This is a genomic window from Pseudomonas sp. Q1-7, assembly GCF_028010285.1.
Taxonomy (GTDB): Bacteria; Pseudomonadota; Gammaproteobacteria; order Pseudomonadales; family Pseudomonadaceae; genus Metapseudomonas.
On record NZ_CP116304.1, the window covers coordinates 2,442,540 to 2,459,718 of the forward strand.

Below are 17,179 nucleotides of genomic sequence, written 5' to 3' on the forward strand. Positions count from 1 at the left end.
GGCGACAGGTAACCGTCAGCACCCCTTCGACGAGTGGACGGCTGGAAGCAATCTGCCAAGGTAGCGGGAAATGCAAAGCAAGGATGCGGGCGCGTCAGGCGCGCAGGCGGCGGACACGGTTCCACTGGATACGGGGCTGGCCTGCCTGGTCATGCTGGCGCGGTTTCACAATGTCGCCGCTTCGCCTGAGCAACTGGCGCATGAGTGCGCCGAGGCGGGCCGAGCGCTCGGCACCACGGAGCTGTTGCTGGCCGCGCGCCAGCTGGGGTTGAAGGCCAGGTGGGTGCAGGCGAGGCTGGAACGTCTGAATCGCACGCCGTTGCCTGCCATCGCACGCTCCAGGACGGGTGAATTTTTCATTCTGGCGCGCCTGGATGAGGGCAAGGTCCTGATCCACGACCCGCTCAGCGGGCAGCCGGAAATCCTGCCGCAACAGGCGTTCGAGGATCGTTGGTCTGGCGAGCTGCTACTCGTTCGCTCCGAAGCATCCCTTGCGAGTGAACTCGCCCGATTCGACTTCACCTGGTTCATCCCGGCCATCGTCAAGTACCGGAAGCTGCTGGGCGAAGTGCTGCTGGTGTCCTTCGTGCTGCAGATATTTGCCCTGCTGACGCCGCTGTTCTTCCAGGTGGTCATGGACAAGGTGCTGGTCCATCGAGGGCTCTCCACGCTGGACGTGCTGGCGGTCGGCCTGCTCGGCATCATGCTGTTCGAAAGCCTGCTGAGCGGTTTGCGTAGTTACGTGTTTGCCCATACCGCCAGCCGAATCGACGTCGAACTGGGGGCCAGGCTATTCCGCCATCTGGTTGCCTTGCCTCTCGCCTATTTCCAGGCCCGTCGGGTCGGGGATTCGGTCGCACGGGTTCGCGAGCTGGAGAATATCCGCAGCTTCCTCACCGGCAACGCCATCACGCTGCTCCTGGATGTGCTGTTCTCCGTGGTGTTCATCGCGGTGATGTGTTTCTACAGCGGCTGGCTGACGCTGGTGGTGGTGCTATCGCTTCCGCTCTACTTCCTGCTCTCACTGTTCATCACGCCGCCACTGCGGGCACGGTTGCAGGAAAGCTTCAACCGCGGCGCGGAAAACCAGGCGTTCCTGGTCGAGTCCATGAACGGCATCGACACCCTCAAGTCGATGGCGGTGGAGCCGCAGCTCGCCCGGAGATGGGACAACCAGCTCGCCAGCTACGTCGCGGCCAGCTTCCGCACGCAGATCCTCTCGACGCTCGCCAATGAGGGCGTATCTTTGATCGGCAAACTGGTAACGGTGGCGACGCTCTGGCTCGGTGCCCGTCTGGTCATCGACGGCCAGTTGAGCGTTGGCCAGTTGATCGCCTTCAACATGCTGGCCGGGCGGGTGGCGCAGCCCATCATGCGCCTCGCGCAACTATGGACCGACTTCCAGCAGACCGGCGTTTCGATCCAGCGCCTGGGGGATATCCTCAATACCCGTACCGAAATCGCGCAGTCTTCCCGCTCGGCCTTGCCGCCGTTGCGCGGACGGATCGAATTCGACCAGGTGCATTTCCGTTACCGCCCCGACGGCTCGGAAATCTTGCGCGGCATCAGCCTTAGCATCCGTGCTGGCGAAGTGATTGGCGTCGTCGGTCGATCCGGCTCCGGCAAGAGCACCCTCACACGTTTACTGCAGCGTCTCTACACGCCCGAAAGAGGGCGCGTGCTGGTAGACGGCATGGACCTGGCCCTGGCGGACGTTTCCTCGTTACGGCGGCAGATCGGCGTGGTGCTGCAGGAGAACATCCTGTTCAACCGAAGCATTCGGGAAAACATCGCCCTGACCGACCCCGGGGCGCCGATTGAAACCGTGATGCAGGCGGCCAGGCTGGCCGGCGCCCACGAATTCATCCTTGAACTGCCGGAAGGCTACGACACGATGGTGGGCGAGCATGGCGCGTCGTTGTCCGGGGGCCAGCGCCAGCGGATCGCCATCGCCCGCGCACTGATGGGCAACCCGCGCATCCTGATCCTCGACGAGGCCACCAGCGCACTGGACTACGAGTCCGAGCGCATCATCCAGCAGAACATGCAAGCCATCTGCAAGGGGCGCACGGTGATCGTCATCGCTCACCGCCTGTCCACCGTGCGCAATGCCGATCGAATCCTGGTCATGGATCGTGGCCAACTCGTGGAGCAGGGCACCCATGCCGAGTTGCTGGCCCACCAGGCTGGCCACTACGCGCGCTTGCACCGTCTGCAAGGAGGTGCCGCGTGAGCCAGCCCTCCGCAGTCGGATCGCTGCTGCGCCGCTATCGTCGCGTGTGGCGCCATTGCTGGCGTCAACGCAAGGCCATGGAGGCGCCGCCGCGCCTGGGGCATGAAATCCAGTTCCTGCCCGCAGCGCTGGCGTTGCAGGAGCAGCCGGTTCATCCGGCGCCTCGCTATGTCCAGTGGGTGATCATGGCGTTCGCCGTCCTGGCGCTGCTGTGGGCCTGCCTTGGCGAGATCGACGTCGTCGCAACCGCCACCGGCAAGATAGTCCCCAGCGGCAAGAGCAAGGTCATCCAACCCAGCGATGTGGCTGTGGTGAAGGCCATTCATGTCCACGATGGTCAGCGGGTCCGAGCGGGTGACCTGCTGGTGGAACTGGATGCCCAGATCACCGGTGCGGATGTCGAGCGGCTGAAGAGCGACCTGCTCGCGGCCCAGGTGGACAGTGCGCGAGCCACTGCGCTGTTGGATGCCATTCAGCAACAGCGCGAGCCGGCACCGCTGGCCACGCTCATCCCCCACGCTAGCGCTGGGCAGCAGCAGGGGGCTCAGCGCTGGCTGCAGGGGCAATATCTGGAGTTGCGCAGCGCCGTTGAGCAAAAGGAGGCCGAGATCGACCAGCGCGCTGCCGAAATCCGGGCGGTACAGGCAACCCTGGCTTCCCTTCGAGAAAGCCTCCCCATCGCTCGGCAACTCTCGGCCGATTACAAGCGGTTGCTGGACAAGGCCATCGTCGGCAAGCACGCCTGGCTGGAGAAGGAGCAATTGCGCCTGGAGCAGGAAAGGGACCTGCAGGTACAGCAGGCGCGCTTGCAGGAACTGACGGCTTCGAGAACGGAAGCCGAGCGCAGCCGGCAAGGTGTCATCGCCCAGACTCGCCGCGCCATGCTCGACCTGCTGCACCAGTCCGAGCAGTCTGTCGCGGCCCTGACTCAGGAACTGAAGAAAGCCGAACAGCGCAATCGCCTGACGCGCCTCACCGCCCCGGTGGACGGCACCGTGCAGCAACTGGCGATCCACACCGACGGCGGCGTCGTTACCGAAGCCCAGCCCCTCATGGTGATAGTGCCAGTCGACCAGCCGGTGGAAGTGGAGGCCATGCTGGAAAACAAGGACGTCGGCTTCGTGCGGCCGGGGCAGGACGTGGAAATCAAGGTCGAGACCTTCACGTACACCAAGTACGGCGTAGTACACGGCACCGTACTCAGCATATCCAGCGACGCCATCGACGACGAGAAACTCGGTCTTGTCTACAGCGCCCGAATTCAACTTCGCGAAAGCAGCATTCAAGTAGGCGGATCGGACGTTGCGTTATCGCCAGGCATGGCGGTGCGTACGGAGGTCAAAACCGACAAGCGAAAGATCATCGACTACTTCCTCAGTCCACTGAAGGAGTACGCAAGTGAAAGTCTGGATGAAAGGTAATGGCCTGATTCACGAGTCGATTGGTCTGGGGCCGAAACGTGAAATGACGCTTATCTCTTGTCGAGGATTCATATCTTTCATTGTGCGTATTTGTTTTTTTTTATTTGGCAGGCGGTGCGACGAAGGAAGTGTCGATTGGATTGGGGTATTTGGCTTGTTTGCTGTTTTTTCCTTCGTGCCCGGTCTTGTTTTTGGGGTGGTGAGGGTGAGGACACTTCTTCTGGTTTCTTTGGCGTTCGCTGCTCTGACACTCTGTGTTCAGTATTTCTTGAGCGAGGATAGTGTGCTGCAAGTGTGTGTGCTGTTCATGTTTGCGTATTCTGCATCAAAGCCGCTCAGCTATTTCATGGCAAGTGTGTTGGTGGGTCATGGAGATAATGTTTGAGCCTAGGGGGCGGAAGTTTGATGGAAATGCACGGAAAGTACGTCTGCCCCGTCCTTGTTCGAAGTGGGAGCTGGTGCTGAGGGCTGTTATATGAGGGTAAATCGTGGGGATGCATAGAGGGCAGCGTGTCGCTGGCTGGCTGTTATTGGCGTTATTCGCATGTGGAACTCTTTTCTTTAATTACTTTGTTAGGAGGTTTGGTTTTTTTGGGGTGACGTTTTCACTTTATGTGATTTCGATTCTGATTTTTTTAAATGTCGGTGTATTGGCAGTAGAGAATTGGAGGGTGCTGAGTCTATATGACTACAAGAAATGTTTGTTGAAAATTTATGATGGTTCATCTCCGAGGTTTCTGTTTTCTTTTGAGGAGTATAAATGCGCATATGGAGATTATTTGGTGGGGGCAGCTGCGCTTTCGTATTTCCTTCTTCCGATTGTCCTATACGGAAAAATTGAGGGATTTATTGATCGGCAGTCTCGATATCCGCTTGCCATGCTTGTGGCTCTTGCGGTGCATGTGCAAATCGGAACTACATTTGAATTAATCGTTTGGATAGTAAAGAGAAGGAGTAAATGATGTCTGTCTTTCAATTTCTTGGGCGGAAATTGTTTAGGTCAGGTTGTGGCAGTTGGGCTAAATGAAAATAATGATATCGATTATTATTGCTGTTGTGGTGTCGGCTGCATTAGCGGTGGTGGCCGTTGGTCAATACGTTACTTACGTTGGTGAAAGAGATTCGCGTTGGATAAGGGAAGGCTTTTGGAAAGGGAAGTATTTTAACGTGGCTCGAGGTGATCTTGATGAAATAGAGAGAGTGAATATCAAAACGTTGCGTGAGGGTATTTCAAAAGATCAAGGTATTCTTGATTACCTGGGTGGGACTAAGTGCAGGGAAAGTACTGCTTACTGCTATTTTTCGATGCTGTCCGTGGCAAACGTATTAGTAGATGCTGGTCATTTTGATCAAGGTATAGGGCTTATTGGGGCAGTGCGTGATAAACAATCGGATATGTGTTTGGTGAGTTTTGAGTCAAGCTTGCTCAGATACAAGATTGTGCGGCTTGAAAATATGCGGCGCTCGGACTCTCGGCGTGAGGCTGAGGCTGTAATTAGGAAGATTAAACAGGAGGGTGGATTGGTTGTGGATTTGCGGAGTCAGTCTTGCGAGAGGGCGTTATTGCAAAAGCCAGAATTTTTCCATGCTTATACGGCTTTGGTGTCGGAGGTTATGGAGTATGTTGGTGGGGATACGGCAATGGCGGGCGCATATATTCGTGCGGTTGATATAAATAGAGAGCGATGAGTATGGGTCTTCATGCAGGTAGTGGCTTCATCATTAAGGATGGTGGCGGGCAGGCTGTGCAAAAATAAATATTTCCCTTTGTTGTGAGATCTTGGATGATTGTTAGATGTATTTGCTGTGTTTGCGGGTTTTTTAGAAAGTGGCTCGGTAGTGAGTTTATAGAAGCTATATTGTTCGGTGCTTCCTATGTGACTCTGATATTTTTTATTTCATTTTTATTTGGATTGTTTGGGGTTGGCGTTGTTCGATTTGTATCAGTGTACAAGAAGTTTGGCTTTGAGTTTGAGTCTCATGTTGCCGAGCTTTTTTTGGTTTGCCTAGTGGCGTCTTCTCTTGTGCATGCTGTTTTTATGATTTTTTCTTTGCATGGAAAGGAGGTCGTGAAGCAAGTTGGCGGTGGTGTTGTTTGTCTGACTTTATGTGGGTCTCTGATGTTTTTGGCTTTTTTTCTGTTGGGGGTGGGGGTGCTAGGGGATATTGCTTCTGTCTACTACGTAAAAGGAGGTGGAGTTGCATCAATATATATAGGTTCTTCGGTTCTCGGTGGTTGGGTTTGGATAGTTGGGGGTTTATGGCTTTGCATGCGTTCCTACATAGGGGAAGGTGCCGGTGACTGATTTTTGGAAGCTTCCCTAAACTACCAGGGGCAATAAGTGTTCTCCTGTTTCGTCACTTTGATGTGTGTTTTTCTGTGTCTTAATAAGATCTTTCTTGCAAAATTCTTCCTTGCCAGGAAATGAGGTGAGAAAGGAGTATTTTTCCGCCGTCTGAATCTTCGGTGGAATTATCCCGCAGGGCGGATTTGATCAGGCATAGGACATCGATCTGGCTGCAATCTAAGTATTTTTTTTGCGGCGAACGCTTGAGTGCCACAGCAGCGTTGCTACGGATTGGGTGAGGTAATTGACTTTGGTTGCAGGAGGCAGTGTTGAGAGTTTTTGGAATTCTGCTATTGGGCTTCATCCTGCTGCTAACGGCATGTACCGATAGGTTGTGGTTGATAAAACCATTTGATGTGTCGAAGAGCAATCAGGTTGTTATGGCGAATTTTCTAATAAAGGAGAGGGGAAGTTATCAGTCTTCCTTGTTGTTTGTCTGGAAGCAGAGTCTGGATGAGATGCGTGAGCAGGAGAAATTTATCGGAACGGGTGGTGTACCTACGGTGGCTTATGAGTCGGATTCTGAAGTCATTAAGCGCATAAAAGGTGTGCCGATTTCAGTGCATGTTCGTTTGGTCAGAGACGGGGAGTTGCTGGTTGATGAATTCATTGAAAATTCTGGGGCGCAGTTTGGTAAAGGCTTCGACTACAAGGGGTTGTCCAAGAGTGCTGCGGGAAGGGTGATAAAAAACATTACGCTGGAGTTGGGTAATTATTTTGTCGAGGTTTGAGTGGTCAAGGGCGTTGTGATGTATTCGGGGGCTGGAACTTATTTCTAATTTACTTACTACAAGCCAAAGATATAGAGGTTAAGGAGGTTGTATGGCTGGGAATAAGCAATGCACGGTTACTTACAAAGTGGCTGCAGCAGGAAGAAAGTATGTTTATCAGGAGGGGGGTTGTAAAAGTAAATCTGTCCTTCTTGTTGAGTGGCGATAAACAAATTTCAGTGAAATAAAATCGGCTTTGCGTTGGTGTGAGGTGGGATAAGTGGGGCAAAGGTTAAAAGCTCTTGAAGATATTTACTTGGCTACTTGCGCGTTTCTTTTCTATTTGGCAGGCGGAGCGATGAAGGAGGTTACGGTTGGGCTTGGATATTTGGCTTGCTTCTTGTTCGTTCCTTCCTATCCATTGTTGGTTGTGGGAGTAAGGTTGGTCAAGAAAACTACATTGGTTTCAATGTCCTTGGTTTCGGCTTTGTTGGTTTTTGTTGTTCAGTTTGTTCTGGAGGAGGGGAGGCTTTTGGATATGTGTATTCTGTTTTTGATTTCCTATTTTGCGTCAAAACCGTTTAGGTTTTTTTTGGTTAGTTTGTTTGCATGCGAATAAAAGGAGCACTTGGCTATGGGAATGCTTGGAACAACTGCAGTTCTGATGAAAAATGCGGATAGATTGAAGTCCGCAATAGATGCATACGATACTGCTCGGAGCGTTGATAGTGCCTTAGATGTCGCTCAGGCCTTTTCTCAGTTTCTCGGTGTTGCCGCTGTGGCCGGCCTGACTGAGGTTGGAGTAGGCAAATTTCTTCAAAAGGCAGGGCTGGATAGGGTTTTTGACTCGCTAAGAAAAGATAAAGGGTTCCAGGAGTATGTTCAGAGTCAGTTTCATGTAAGAGAGGTTGCCTCAGTTTCGGTGGCAGTTCTGGTAGATTATGGTATTAATTATTTTAATAATAACGTAAGTCTTGGTTCTTGGGTCTATGATCTGATTCATCAGGAGGAGCAGAAGTCTGTCGATTTGGTTGTATTCGAGAAAAAGTTTACCAGCCACTATGCGGGAGGTCTTTTCGATAAGACTTACTATAACGACTTCACCAAGTGGTTCTCCACAACATTGGTGAACTCCTTAAAAGGTTCCAGTGCGCCCGGTTTCGATTTCAAACTGGATACCAGCGGCCTGCGCTACACCCCCATAGGTGCCTTCTACGAATCGCGCACGCCCGCCACCGATAACGCTCCTTCCATCGCTAACAAGACCCTGGTCTTCCTCGACAGCAACGGCAAAACCCAGTCCGCAGCAATGCTGGCAGCGCTGGATGCCAACCGTGATGGCAAGTTGAGCGGTAACGAGTTGGGCACGCTTCGGGCCTGGGCGGATCTCAACGAGAACGGTCTGCTCGATGCCGGTGAGTTGTTGACCCTGGGGCAGGCGGGCATGACCCAGATCCGCGATACCGATTACGGCTTCTACACCCGTGGCAACGGTCGCCGGAGCAATGGCGTCCTGGCGGCACCTGCGCGACCCGATGAGAACGCCGGGTTGCCGGGCCGTGTGAATCGCACTCAGGTCGTTCCTGCAAGCAATTACCGGGCTCTGCGCGATGCCGACCCATTCTTCCTGGCCTATGAGGGGTACATTGTCTGGCAGCCCACGCAGGTGAAGGTCAATTACAAAAACCAGAGCTACCTGATCGGTACCGAGGGCAATGACTGCTTCGATGCCAACTACTACGCACAGTACCGCTTCATCAACAGCGCGCTGCTGGTGAACTTCCTCGGCGGTGGTGGTGACGATCTGGTGGGGGGCAGTGCGCGCAACGACACGATCTGGGGTGGTACCGGCCACGACACGTTGCTGGGCTATGCCGGAAGCGACAGGTTGTACGGCGAGGAAGGCAACGACGAACTGCAAGGCCAGGATGGCGACGATTATCTCGATGGCGGCATCGGCAACGACAAGCTGTTCGGTGGCAACGGCAATGATGTATTGCACGGCGCCGATGGCGATGACGGACTCAGTGGCGACAGCGGCGATGACAGCCTCTATGGCGGAAAAGGCAACGACCTGCTGATAGGCGGGCTGGGCAACGATCTGCTGGAGGGTGGCGAGGGTAACGACAATCTGCGGGGGGATGCGGGTAACGACGTCCTGTTCGGTGGTGACGGCGTCGATGAGCTCCAGGGCGGTGACGGCCATGATCGTCTGCTGGGGGAGGCTGGGAACGACCGGCTGTTCGGACAGGCCGGCAACGATGTCCTCTGGGGCGGAGCGGGCGATGACTTGCTGATGGGCTTCACGGCGGTCAATGAGACCAAGCAGAGCCTGCTTCCGGGGGAAACCGACGATGACCGCCTGTTTGGCGGGGCGGGTGCGGACAACCTCTATGGCGGACTGGGTAATGACGTGCTGGATGGTGGCACCGAGAACGACTTCCTGGCGGGCAACGAAGGCAACGACGTGCTGTATGGCGGTGCTGGCAACGATGAGTTGCAGGGAGGCGATGGCCATGACCGATTGCTGGGCGAGGCGGGCAACGACCGGCTGTTCGGCCAGGCTGGCAACGACATTCTCTGGGGAGGCGATGGTGATGACCTGCTAATGGGGTTCATGGGCACCAATGAGGCCAAGCAAACCCTGTCTGCCGGCGAGACCTACGATGACATTCTGCATGGCGGTGCCGGCAATGACCTGCTGTTGGGTGGTCTGGGCAACGACACCCTGTTCGGTGAAGCGGGCAACGACGAGTTGCAAGGTGGCGATGGCCACGACCTCCTGTATGGCGGCGATGGAAATGACAGCCTCTTCGGCCAGGTCGGGAACGATGTGCTGTACGGCGGCGCGGGTGATGACTTCCTGATGGGGTTCACCGGCACCAACGAAAGCAAGCAAAGCCTTGCTGCCGGTGAACTCGACAATGACTGGCTCTATGGGGGTGAAGGCAATGACACGCTTCTCGGTGGACTCGGTAATGACTACCTGGATGGCGGTGCCGGCAGCGATTTAATGGAAGGTGGCAAGGGTAACGACACTTACATCGTCAACAGTGTCAACGATGTAATTCTCGAACAGGCTGGCGAGGGTTATGACACGGTCATCAGCAGCTCCAACTACTTGCTGAACGCGAATATCGAAGAGCTGCGCCTGGTAGAAGGCTTCGATATCCACGCCACGGGCAACTCGCTGGACAACAAGCTCATCGGTAACAGCCGCAACAACATCCTCGATGGCGTGACTGGCAAAGACACCATGATTGGTGGCGCGGGTGACGATACCTACTACGTGGACAACGCCGGCGACCGGACCATTGAACTGGCCGGGGAGGGTGTGGACACGGTGCAGAGCAGCATCAGTCACACACTGGCGGACAACGTGGAAAACCTCATTCTTCTGGACTTTGCCAAGGCCGAAAAAGGGCTGGTGGATGGCGAGCGCAGCCTGGTTTACGGCTACCCGAAGCGCTACGAGCTGGACTACATGCAGGGCGATGCCGTGCCCAATTTCCAGGGCACCTGCGCCCTGACGTCGATTGCCAACCTGCTGACCCAGGCGGACCGTCCGACAACGGAGGGGGAAGTGGTCAAGGTCGCCATCGACAACAACTGGGCGGTGATCGATCCGGCCAGGCCGGTCTACGAGCGGGGCGGATCCAACTTCGTTCAGCAGCAGGCGATCCTCGATCGCTTCGGCATACGCAACGAGCTTCTGGCCGGCTACAACGAACAGGGGGTCGCCAATCTCATTCGCAGTGGACGAGGTGTCATTGTCGCGGTCAACGCCGGGGTACTCTGGGATGATCCTACCCACCGGGCGAGCGGTGCGGTGAACCATGTCGTCACCGTGACCGGGGCTGCCTATGGTGAAGCCAGCGGCAAGCTGCTGGGCTTTTACATCGCCGATTCCGGTCGGCAGAAAGTCAGCGATATGACGCGCTTTGTAAGCCTGGACAAATTCCGCCAGGCGGCGAATGTCGCCAGCAGCTATGCGATCTACACCATCGAGCCGCTCAAGCTCTGGAACGAGGACATCGATGGTTGGGGTAACACCCTGAATAACGTGCTGGTCGGCAACCGTGGCAATAACGCCCTCAACGGTGGGGCGGGCGACGATACGCTGGAAGGAGGCCAGGGTGATGACAAGCTGTGGGGTGGACTGGGCAATGATCGTCTGGATGGCGGCAGCGGCAACGATACGTTGAGCGGTGGTGCCGGCAATGATACGTACCTGTTTGGCCGGGGCTTTGGGACCGACACTTTGGTGGAGAACGACGCCACAGCAGGGAATACTGATGTCGTGCAGTTCCTGGACGGTGTATCGGCCAGCCAGATCTGGTTCCGGAAGGTCAATGCCGGCCAGGATCTGGAGGTGAGTGTCATCGGCACGGATGACAGCCTGCTGATCAAGGACTGGTACAAGGGCTCGGCTTTCCACGTCGAGCAGTTCAAGTCCGCCGATGGCAAAACGCTGCTGGATGGCCAAGTGCAGAACCTGGTGGATGCCATGGCCGCCTTCGCTCCTCCGGCGGCCGCGCAAACCAGCCTGCCGCCGAATTACCAGTCCTCGCTGTCTACGGTGCTTGCCGCCAACTGGCGTTGATTCGGGCTTTGGCCAAAAAATCCCGGGCAATAAAAAACCCGCCTTTTAGGCGGGTTTTTCGGGATTTGGTCGGAGCGACTGGATTCGAACCAGCGACCTTCTCGTCCCGAACGAGACGCGCTACCAAGCTGCGCTACGCTCCGTTGTGTGGCGCGCATTCTACAGAAAAACTTTTGGCCTACAAGGGGTTAGCGAAAATTTTTTTGAAATTTCTTGCGCGGGAAGGAGGGCAAGAGCGGCGGGCTGCGGATGGCGCGGGGTCGTGGGCGGGGCGAAGGCCCGCTGCGCGGCGGCGGCGTCAGCGGGCCATGGGGCTCAGAGTTCCTTGATGGTGCGAACCTGATCCTTGTTCACCTTGGCGTGCTTGCCGTCCAGTTGTTCGAACTCGTAGAAGCCCGAGTCGTCGTCATACTCGGGTTTGTCCACGGTCTGGATTTCGCGCCCGTCATTGAGGGTGATCACGGCCGGTGAGGAGCAACCGGCCAGAGTGAAAAGGCCCATTGCGAGAAGGAAAGCGGGGATCATCCGCTGGTTCATCGTCATCTCCTTGATGATTACGCTGGTTGTACGCAGCTTCTGACGAAGAACTTCCTGGCAAAGTTCCGACAATCTGGCCTGTTCCCTCAGTCGAACAGGTCCGGCGTATTCAGGTTCGCCAGGCGTGGATCACCGTTCGGGCAGCTTACGGCCACGGGGTTCAGTGTGTGCAGGATGCGTTGCGGGCTGCGCTCCCCGGCCTGCCAGCCGGCTTCCAGAACCGGCAGTACCGTGCGCGGCAGGACGCAGAACAGCGGCTCCCAGAATTCGCCCTGGCGGACCATTACCGGGCGTTCGCAGGCCGCGCCGAGGAGTTCCGCGATCAACGCATCGTCCACCAGGGGGGCGTCGCAGGGCAGGATCAATACCTGCTCATGCCGGGCCACCGCCAGGCCCGCGCGAATGCCGGCCAGTGGTCCGGGATAACCGGGGCTGTCGTCATGCACCAGCCGATCGGCCCAGTGGGCGTAACGCTCGGCGTTGCGGTTGCAGGAAATGATCAGGTCGTCGGTGAGTGGGCGGACCTTCTCGTGGAGCCAGGCGATCAGGGGACGTCCCCGCCACGCCACCAGGCCCTTGTCGCGACCGTCCAGGCGCTGTCCGCGGCCGCCCGAGAGCAGCAGGACAGAGCAGGGGGGCAGGGGCTTGTCGGACATGGCACGGTCTCCAGGGCGGCGCTGTGATATAACACCGGGCATTCACTCCTACAACTGGAAGCCTGCCATGAGTCACAAGGCCGAGGCGCTGTTCGTGCCGCTCAACATTGCCGTTCTTACCGTCAGTGATACCCGCAGCCTGGAGACCGACACCTCCGGCCAACTGTTCGTCGATCGCCTGACTGCCGCCGGCCATCACCTGGCCGCGCGGGTGCTGCTGAAGGATGACCTGTACAAGATCCGCGCCCAGGTCGCCACCTGGATCGCCGACGACGATGTGCAGGTGGTGCTGATCACCGGCGGCACCGGTTTCACCGGTCGCGACAGCACCCCCGAGGCCGTGGCCTGCCTGCTGGACAAGCAGGTAGATGGCTTCGGCGAGTACTTCCGGCAGATTTCCGTCGGCGATATCGGTACGTCCACCATGCAGTCCCGCGCCCTGGCCGGCCTGTCCAACGACACCCTGGTGTGCTGCCTGCCAGGCTCCACCAACGCTTGCCGCACCGCTTGGGACGGCATCCTTGCCGAGCAACTGGACAACCGCCATCGCCCGTGCAATTTCGTGCCGCACCTGACCCGCGCCAACGCCTGCGAGGGACGCGGATGAGCGGTTGCGACCGTCCCGGTCTGATGCCGGTGGAGGACGCCCTGGCGCGTTTGCTGGCGCTGGCCGCTGACGCCCCCATCGCAGGCGCCGAGCCTGTCGCCCTGGCCGAAGCCGATGGTCGGGTGCTGGCCGAGCCACTGGTGGCGGGGCTCGACCTGCCACCCTGGGACAACAGCGCCATGGATGGCTATGCCCTGCGCTTGGCCGACTGGCAGGGCGAGCCGCTGGCGGTCAGCCAGCGCATCCTCGCCGGTGACGCTCCGCAGCCGCTGCAGCCAGGGACCTGCGCGCGCATCTTTACTGGCGCGCCGCTGCCCGAAGGCGCCGATCTGGTGGAGATGCAGGAAAACGCCGAGGTGCTGGACGATGGCCGCGTGCGCTTCCTCGAACCGCTGAGGGCCGGGCAGAACGTTCGTGCCCGTGGTCAGGAAACCCGTATCGGCGAAACCGTACTGCCGGCCGGGACCCGTCTTGGTCCTATCGAGATGGGGCTCTGCGCTTCCCTGGGCGCTGCCGAATTGCTGGTGCGCCGTCGTCCCGTCGTCGCGGTGATTTCCACTGGCGACGAGCTGGTGCCGCCCGGTCAGCCCCTGGGGCCGGGACAGATCTACAACAGCAACCGCAGCCTGCTGATTGCCTGGCTCAAGCGGTTGGGCTGCGCGGTGGTGGATGCCGGCATTCTCGCCGACGACCTTGAACTCACCCGGCAGGCCCTGGCCGGGCTGGGGCAGGTGGACCTGATCCTGTCCACCGGCGGCGTTTCCGTGGGCGAAGCGGATTTCCTTGGCGTGGCCTTGCGCGAGGCGGGCGAGCTGGCCCTGTGGAAGCTGGCCATCAAGCCGGGCAAGCCGCTGACCTTCGGGCATTTTCGTGGCGTGCCGGTGATCGGCCTGCCGGGCAATCCGGCGTCGACACTGGTCACCTTCGGCCTGCTGGCGCGGCCCTATCTGTTGCGTCGCCTTGGCGTGGAGGCGGTCGAGCCGCTGGGCTTCGTGGTGCCGGCCGGCTTCACCTGGAAGAAGCCGGGCAATCGTCGCGAGTATCTGCGTGCTCGGCTGGAGAATGGCCGGGCGGTGATCTACCCCAACCAGAGCTCCGGCGTGCTGCGCAGCGCGGCCTGGGCCGAGGGGCTGGTGGAGGTCCTGGAAGGCACCACGCTGGTCGAGGGCGATACCGTGCGCTTCATTCCGTTGAGTGAGCTGCAGGCCTGAGCGCGAGCCCGCTGACATTCCCTCGAGGGAGCGAATTCATTCGCGATCCGGGCTGCCCCATGGCAGTCCTTCAGCCTGCTTCGCGATTGAAATCGCTCCTACAGGCTCAGGCGCCGTCGCGCCGCTTCGCGATACTCCCCCGGCGTTTGCCCGGTCCAGGCCTTGAAGCTGCGATGGAAGGAGCGGGATTCGGTGAAACCCAGGTAGCAGGCGATGTCCTGGATCGGCAGGTCGCTGCGCAGTAGGTAGTGCTCGGCCAGTTCGCGGCGCAGTTCGTCGAGAATCTGCTGGTAGCTGGTGCCGGCCTGTTGCAGGTGGCGCTGCAGGGTACGCACCGTCATGTGGAATTTCTCTGCCACCCGCTCCTTGCGCGGCAACCCGTCCTTGAGCAGCAGGCGCAGGGCGTTCTTCACCCGCTGTGGCAGCGGTTCGTCGCTGTCCAGCCCGGCGATCAGCGCCAGGGCGTGTTCTTCCAGGGTGCGCAGCAGGTTGGCATCCGCCTGGCGTAGCGGCACGCCCAGGTATTCGAGGGGAACCAGCAGGGCACTGCAGGGTTGTTCGAAACGCACCGGGCAGTCGAACACCGCTTCGTAGTCTTCGGGGCGGGTGCCGGCCGGTTGCGGGTGTTCGAACCAGACTTCCCGTGGCGAGCGTTGCATGTCGGCAATCCAGCGGGCGTAGAGCAGCCAGGAGGCGAGGACGTTCTCCACCATGTGGCGGCGGATCGCTGAGTCCTGGTGGCGGCAGCTCCAGATCATTCGCACCAGATCGCCGTCGGCCTCCATTCGGCTCACGCCCATGTCGCCCACCAGTTTTTCGTAGGGCGCGATGCGGCTCATGGCTTCGCCCAGGGTGGCGCAGTTCATGGTGATGTAACCGAGCACGCTCCAGGAACCGGGTTGCACGTAGCGCGCCGAGTGCAGGCCGAAGAGGGCGTCGCCGGACTCGCGAATCAGGTGGGCCAGCAGGCGCTCGTGGACTTCGCTGGGCAGGCGCCGGCCGTTGTCGGCCAGGTCTTCCGGGCGGATGCCGGCGGCGGCCAGGGCCGTCGCCTGGTCGAGGCCGAGCTGTTCCGCATGGCGCAGGTACTTGAGAAGGGCGGGAACCGAGGTATAGCCGAGGGCGTGCATGCGTTTTCTTGTTATGTCCTGATTGGCGATGGCCACTGTCCCGTTTCGACAGTGACGCCTTGGCGCGGCTGGCTAGTATAGGCAGCCATCGAAATCCTCCGAAACAACCCGAACAAGGAGAATGGCATGCGACGCTGGAACGGCTGGGGCGATGAGGCGACGGTGGTGGAGTTGCCCGCCAATGGGGCGGCCTTCCTGGCCGAGCGCATAGGCACGGGCCAGCCCCTGGCCGACGCCAGCCTGGAGCAGGTGCTGGCGCGCGTGCCGGCCTCGCGCCTGGAGGCCCATCCACTGATCAGCCTGGATGCCGAGACCCGCGTGCGCCACGCCCGTGGCCAGAGCCTGCCCGACTGGCTGGCGATGCGTGAGGGCGAATTCGGCGTGTTCCCTGACGGCGTCGCCTTCCCGGAAACCCCGGAGCAGATTCGCCAACTGCTGGCCTTGGCCATCGAACGTGACCTGGTGCTGATTCCGTATGGCGGCGGCACTTCGGTGGCCGGGCACATCAATCCCCAGGCTGGCGGCAAGCCGGTGCTGACCCTGTCCCTGGAGCGCATGAACCGACTGCTGGAACTGGACGAGGAAAGCCAGATCGCGACCTTCGGCCCCGGCGCCAGCGGCCCGCAGGTGGAAAGCCAGTTGCGCGCCCGCGGCTACACCCTGGGGCATTTTCCGCAGTCCTGGGAACTGTCCACCCTCGGCGGCTGGGTGGCGAGCCGCTCCAGCGGCCAGCAGTCCCTGCGCTACGGCCGCATCGAGCAGCTCTTCGCCGGCGGCACCCTGGAAACCTTCGCCGGTCCCCTGGCGCTGCCGACCTTCCCGGCATCGGCGGCGGGGCCGGATCTGCGTGAGCTGGTGCTGGGCTCGGAAGGGCGCTTCGGGGTGATTTCCGAGGTGCGGGTACGGGTCTCCCGGCTGGCCGAGCGGGAGGCTTTCTATGCGGTCTTTCTGCCCAACTGGCGTCAGGCGCTCGAGGCAATTCGCCGCCTCGCCCAGGCGCGGGTGCCGCTGTCCATGTTGCGCCTGTCCAACGCCATCGAAACCGAAACCCAGTTGGCCCTGGCCGGCCATCCGGGGCAGATCGCCTTGTTGGAGAAATACCTGGCGCTGCGGGGTGCCGGTGCCGGCAAGTGCATGCTGACGTTCGGCGTCACCGGCAACCGCGCACAGAATGCGGCCTCGCTGAAGCAGGCCCGCCGTCTGTTGAAGGGCTTCGGGGGCGTATTCACCGGTACCCTGCTGGGCAAGAAATGGGCGCACAACCGCTTCCGCTTTCCCTACCTGCGCCATGCCCTGTGGAGTGCCGGCTACGTGGTGGATACCCTGGAAACCGCCACCGACTGGGTCAATGTCGACAACCTGCTCGGCAAGGTCGAAGCGAGCCTGCGCACGGGCCTGGAGGAGGAGGGCGAGCGGGTCCATGTGTTCACCCACCTCTCCCACGTTTATGGCGAGGGTTCGAGCATCTACACCACCTACGTCTACCGGCCCGGCGACAGTTATGCCGAGGCGCTGAGGCGCTGGAGCACGCTCAAGCGTGCCGCCAGCGAGGTCATCGCGCAGAACCGCGGCACCATCAGTCATCAGCACGGTGTCGGCCGCGACCACGCGCCCTGGTTGCCGGTGGAGAAGGGGCCGCTGGGCATGGCCGCCCTGCGCAGCCTGGCGACGCATTTCGATCCCGAGGGGCGCCTGGCCCCCGGTGTGCTGCTCGAGGACTGAG

At 59.2% G+C, this 17,179-nt stretch carries 14 protein-coding genes and 1 tRNA gene; 11 read left to right on the forward strand and 4 right to left on the reverse strand.

The window, feature by feature from the left end; all coding sequences use genetic code 11:
- Positions 1–70: 70 nt before the first annotated feature.
- The 8 genes from PJW05_RS11240 to PJW05_RS11275 all read left to right on the forward strand — a co-directional run bounded on the left by PJW05_RS11240 (position 71) and on the right by PJW05_RS11275 (position 11,315).
- Positions 71–2,233 carry a type I secretion system permease/ATPase gene (locus tag PJW05_RS11240; protein WP_271411775.1) on the forward strand — a complete coding sequence of 721 codons (2,163 nt, stop codon included), beginning with the start codon at positions 71–73 and terminating at the stop codon, positions 2,231–2,233.
- Positions 2,230–3,654, forward strand: coding sequence for an HlyD family type I secretion periplasmic adaptor subunit (locus PJW05_RS11245; RefSeq protein WP_271411776.1), 1,425 nt, complete (start codon positions 2,230–2,232; stop codon positions 3,652–3,654). Before PJW05_RS11240 ends, PJW05_RS11245 begins: the two co-directional genes overlap by 4 nt.
- Complete coding sequence (locus PJW05_RS11250; RefSeq protein ID WP_271411777.1) at positions 3,632–4,039, forward strand: hypothetical protein; 408 nt, start codon at positions 3,632–3,634, stop codon at positions 4,037–4,039. The genes PJW05_RS11245 and PJW05_RS11250 overlap by 23 nt, the downstream gene beginning before the upstream one ends.
- Before the next feature lie 109 nt (positions 4,040–4,148).
- A complete protein-coding gene (locus tag PJW05_RS11255) occupies positions 4,149–4,616 on the forward strand; it encodes a hypothetical protein (RefSeq protein ID WP_271411778.1) in 468 nt (155 codons plus the stop codon).
- A 61-nt stretch (positions 4,617–4,677) separates the two neighbouring features.
- The gene (locus tag PJW05_RS11260; RefSeq protein ID WP_271411779.1) at positions 4,678–5,343 is read left to right on the forward strand and encodes a hypothetical protein; all 666 of its coding nucleotides are present in this window, start codon (positions 4,678–4,680) and stop codon (positions 5,341–5,343) included.
- 170 nt (positions 5,344–5,513) lie between these two features.
- Entirely contained in the window at positions 5,514–5,960 is a 447-nt protein-coding gene (locus tag PJW05_RS11265; protein WP_271411780.1) for a hypothetical protein, read from the forward strand.
- 335 nt (positions 5,961–6,295) lie between these two features.
- Positions 6,296–6,733 (forward strand): DUF5625 family protein, encoded by a 438-nt coding sequence (locus PJW05_RS11270; RefSeq protein ID WP_271411781.1) that lies wholly within the window; start codon positions 6,296–6,298, stop codon positions 6,731–6,733.
- Positions 6,734–7,346: 613 nt separating this feature from the next.
- On the forward strand, positions 7,347–11,315 hold the full coding sequence (locus PJW05_RS11275; RefSeq protein WP_271411782.1) for a calcium-binding protein: 3,969 nt from the start codon (positions 7,347–7,349) through the stop codon (positions 11,313–11,315).
- A gap of 66 nt (positions 11,316–11,381) precedes the next feature.
- On the opposite strand, the gene PJW05_RS11280 is transcribed toward PJW05_RS11275, so the two are convergent.
- The 3 genes from PJW05_RS11280 to mobA all read right to left on the reverse strand — a co-directional run bounded on the left by PJW05_RS11280 (position 11,382) and on the right by mobA (position 12,508).
- Positions 11,382–11,458: transfer RNA gene (locus tag PJW05_RS11280), tRNA-Pro, on the reverse strand.
- Between the two features lie 172 nt (positions 11,459–11,630).
- A complete protein-coding gene (locus PJW05_RS11285; RefSeq protein ID WP_271411783.1) occupies positions 11,631–11,852 on the reverse strand; it encodes a YgdI/YgdR family lipoprotein in 222 nt (73 codons plus the stop codon).
- Positions 11,853–11,938: 86 nt separating this feature from the next.
- On the reverse strand, positions 11,939–12,508 hold the full coding sequence (mobA, locus tag PJW05_RS11290) for a molybdenum cofactor guanylyltransferase MobA (RefSeq protein ID WP_271411784.1): 570 nt from the start codon (positions 12,506–12,508) through the stop codon (positions 11,939–11,941).
- Positions 12,509–12,575: 67 nt separating this feature from the next.
- Here mobA and moaB point away from each other — a divergent pair, with 67 nt between their 5' ends.
- Positions 12,576–13,115 carry a molybdenum cofactor biosynthesis protein B gene (moaB, locus tag PJW05_RS11295; RefSeq protein WP_271411785.1) on the forward strand — a complete coding sequence of 180 codons (540 nt, stop codon included), beginning with the start codon at positions 12,576–12,578 and terminating at the stop codon, positions 13,113–13,115.
- Positions 13,112–14,326, forward strand: a complete 1,215-nt coding sequence (locus PJW05_RS11300; RefSeq protein WP_271411786.1) for a molybdopterin molybdotransferase MoeA — start codon at positions 13,112–13,114, stop codon at positions 14,324–14,326. Before moaB ends, PJW05_RS11300 begins: the two co-directional genes overlap by 4 nt.
- 98 nt (positions 14,327–14,424) lie before the next feature.
- Here PJW05_RS11300 and gliR read toward each other — a convergent pair whose 3' ends face one another.
- Positions 14,425–15,456: an AraC family transcriptional regulator GliR gene (gene gliR, locus PJW05_RS11305; RefSeq protein WP_271411787.1), complete on the reverse strand. Its 1,032-nt coding sequence runs from the start codon at positions 15,454–15,456 to the stop codon at positions 14,425–14,427.
- Between the two features lie 126 nt (positions 15,457–15,582).
- Between gliR and PJW05_RS11310 the strand changes: the two genes are divergently transcribed.
- Positions 15,583–17,178 (forward strand): FAD-binding oxidoreductase, encoded by a 1,596-nt coding sequence (locus tag PJW05_RS11310; RefSeq protein WP_271411788.1) that lies wholly within the window; start codon positions 15,583–15,585, stop codon positions 17,176–17,178.
- Position 17,179 lies beyond the last annotated feature (1 nt).

Bases quoted from the DNA above. Each gene is read 5' to 3' on its own strand.
- PJW05_RS11240 (WP_271411775.1), top strand. From the start codon at position 71: ATGCAAAGCAAGGATGCGGGCGCGTCAGGCGCGCAGGCGGCGGACACG.
- PJW05_RS11255 (WP_271411778.1), top strand. From the start codon at position 4,149: ATGCATAGAGGGCAGCGTGTCGCTGGCTGGCTGTTATTGGCGTTATTC.
- PJW05_RS11260 (WP_271411779.1), top strand. From the start codon at position 4,678: ATGAAAATAATGATATCGATTATTATTGCTGTTGTGGTGTCGGCTGCA.
- PJW05_RS11275 (WP_271411782.1), top strand. From the start codon at position 7,347: ATGGGAATGCTTGGAACAACTGCAGTTCTGATGAAAAATGCGGATAGA.
- PJW05_RS11285 (WP_271411783.1), bottom strand. From the start codon at position 11,852: ATGAACCAGCGGATGATCCCCGCTTTCCTTCTCGCAATGGGCCTTTTC.
- mobA (WP_271411784.1), bottom strand. From the start codon at position 12,508: ATGTCCGACAAGCCCCTGCCCCCCTGCTCTGTCCTGCTGCTCTCGGGC.
- moaB (WP_271411785.1), top strand. From the start codon at position 12,576: ATGAGTCACAAGGCCGAGGCGCTGTTCGTGCCGCTCAACATTGCCGTT.
- PJW05_RS11300 (WP_271411786.1), top strand. From the start codon at position 13,112: ATGAGCGGTTGCGACCGTCCCGGTCTGATGCCGGTGGAGGACGCCCTG.
- gliR (WP_271411787.1), bottom strand. From the start codon at position 15,456: ATGCACGCCCTCGGCTATACCTCGGTTCCCGCCCTTCTCAAGTACCTG.
- PJW05_RS11310 (WP_271411788.1), top strand. From the start codon at position 15,583: ATGCGACGCTGGAACGGCTGGGGCGATGAGGCGACGGTGGTGGAGTTG.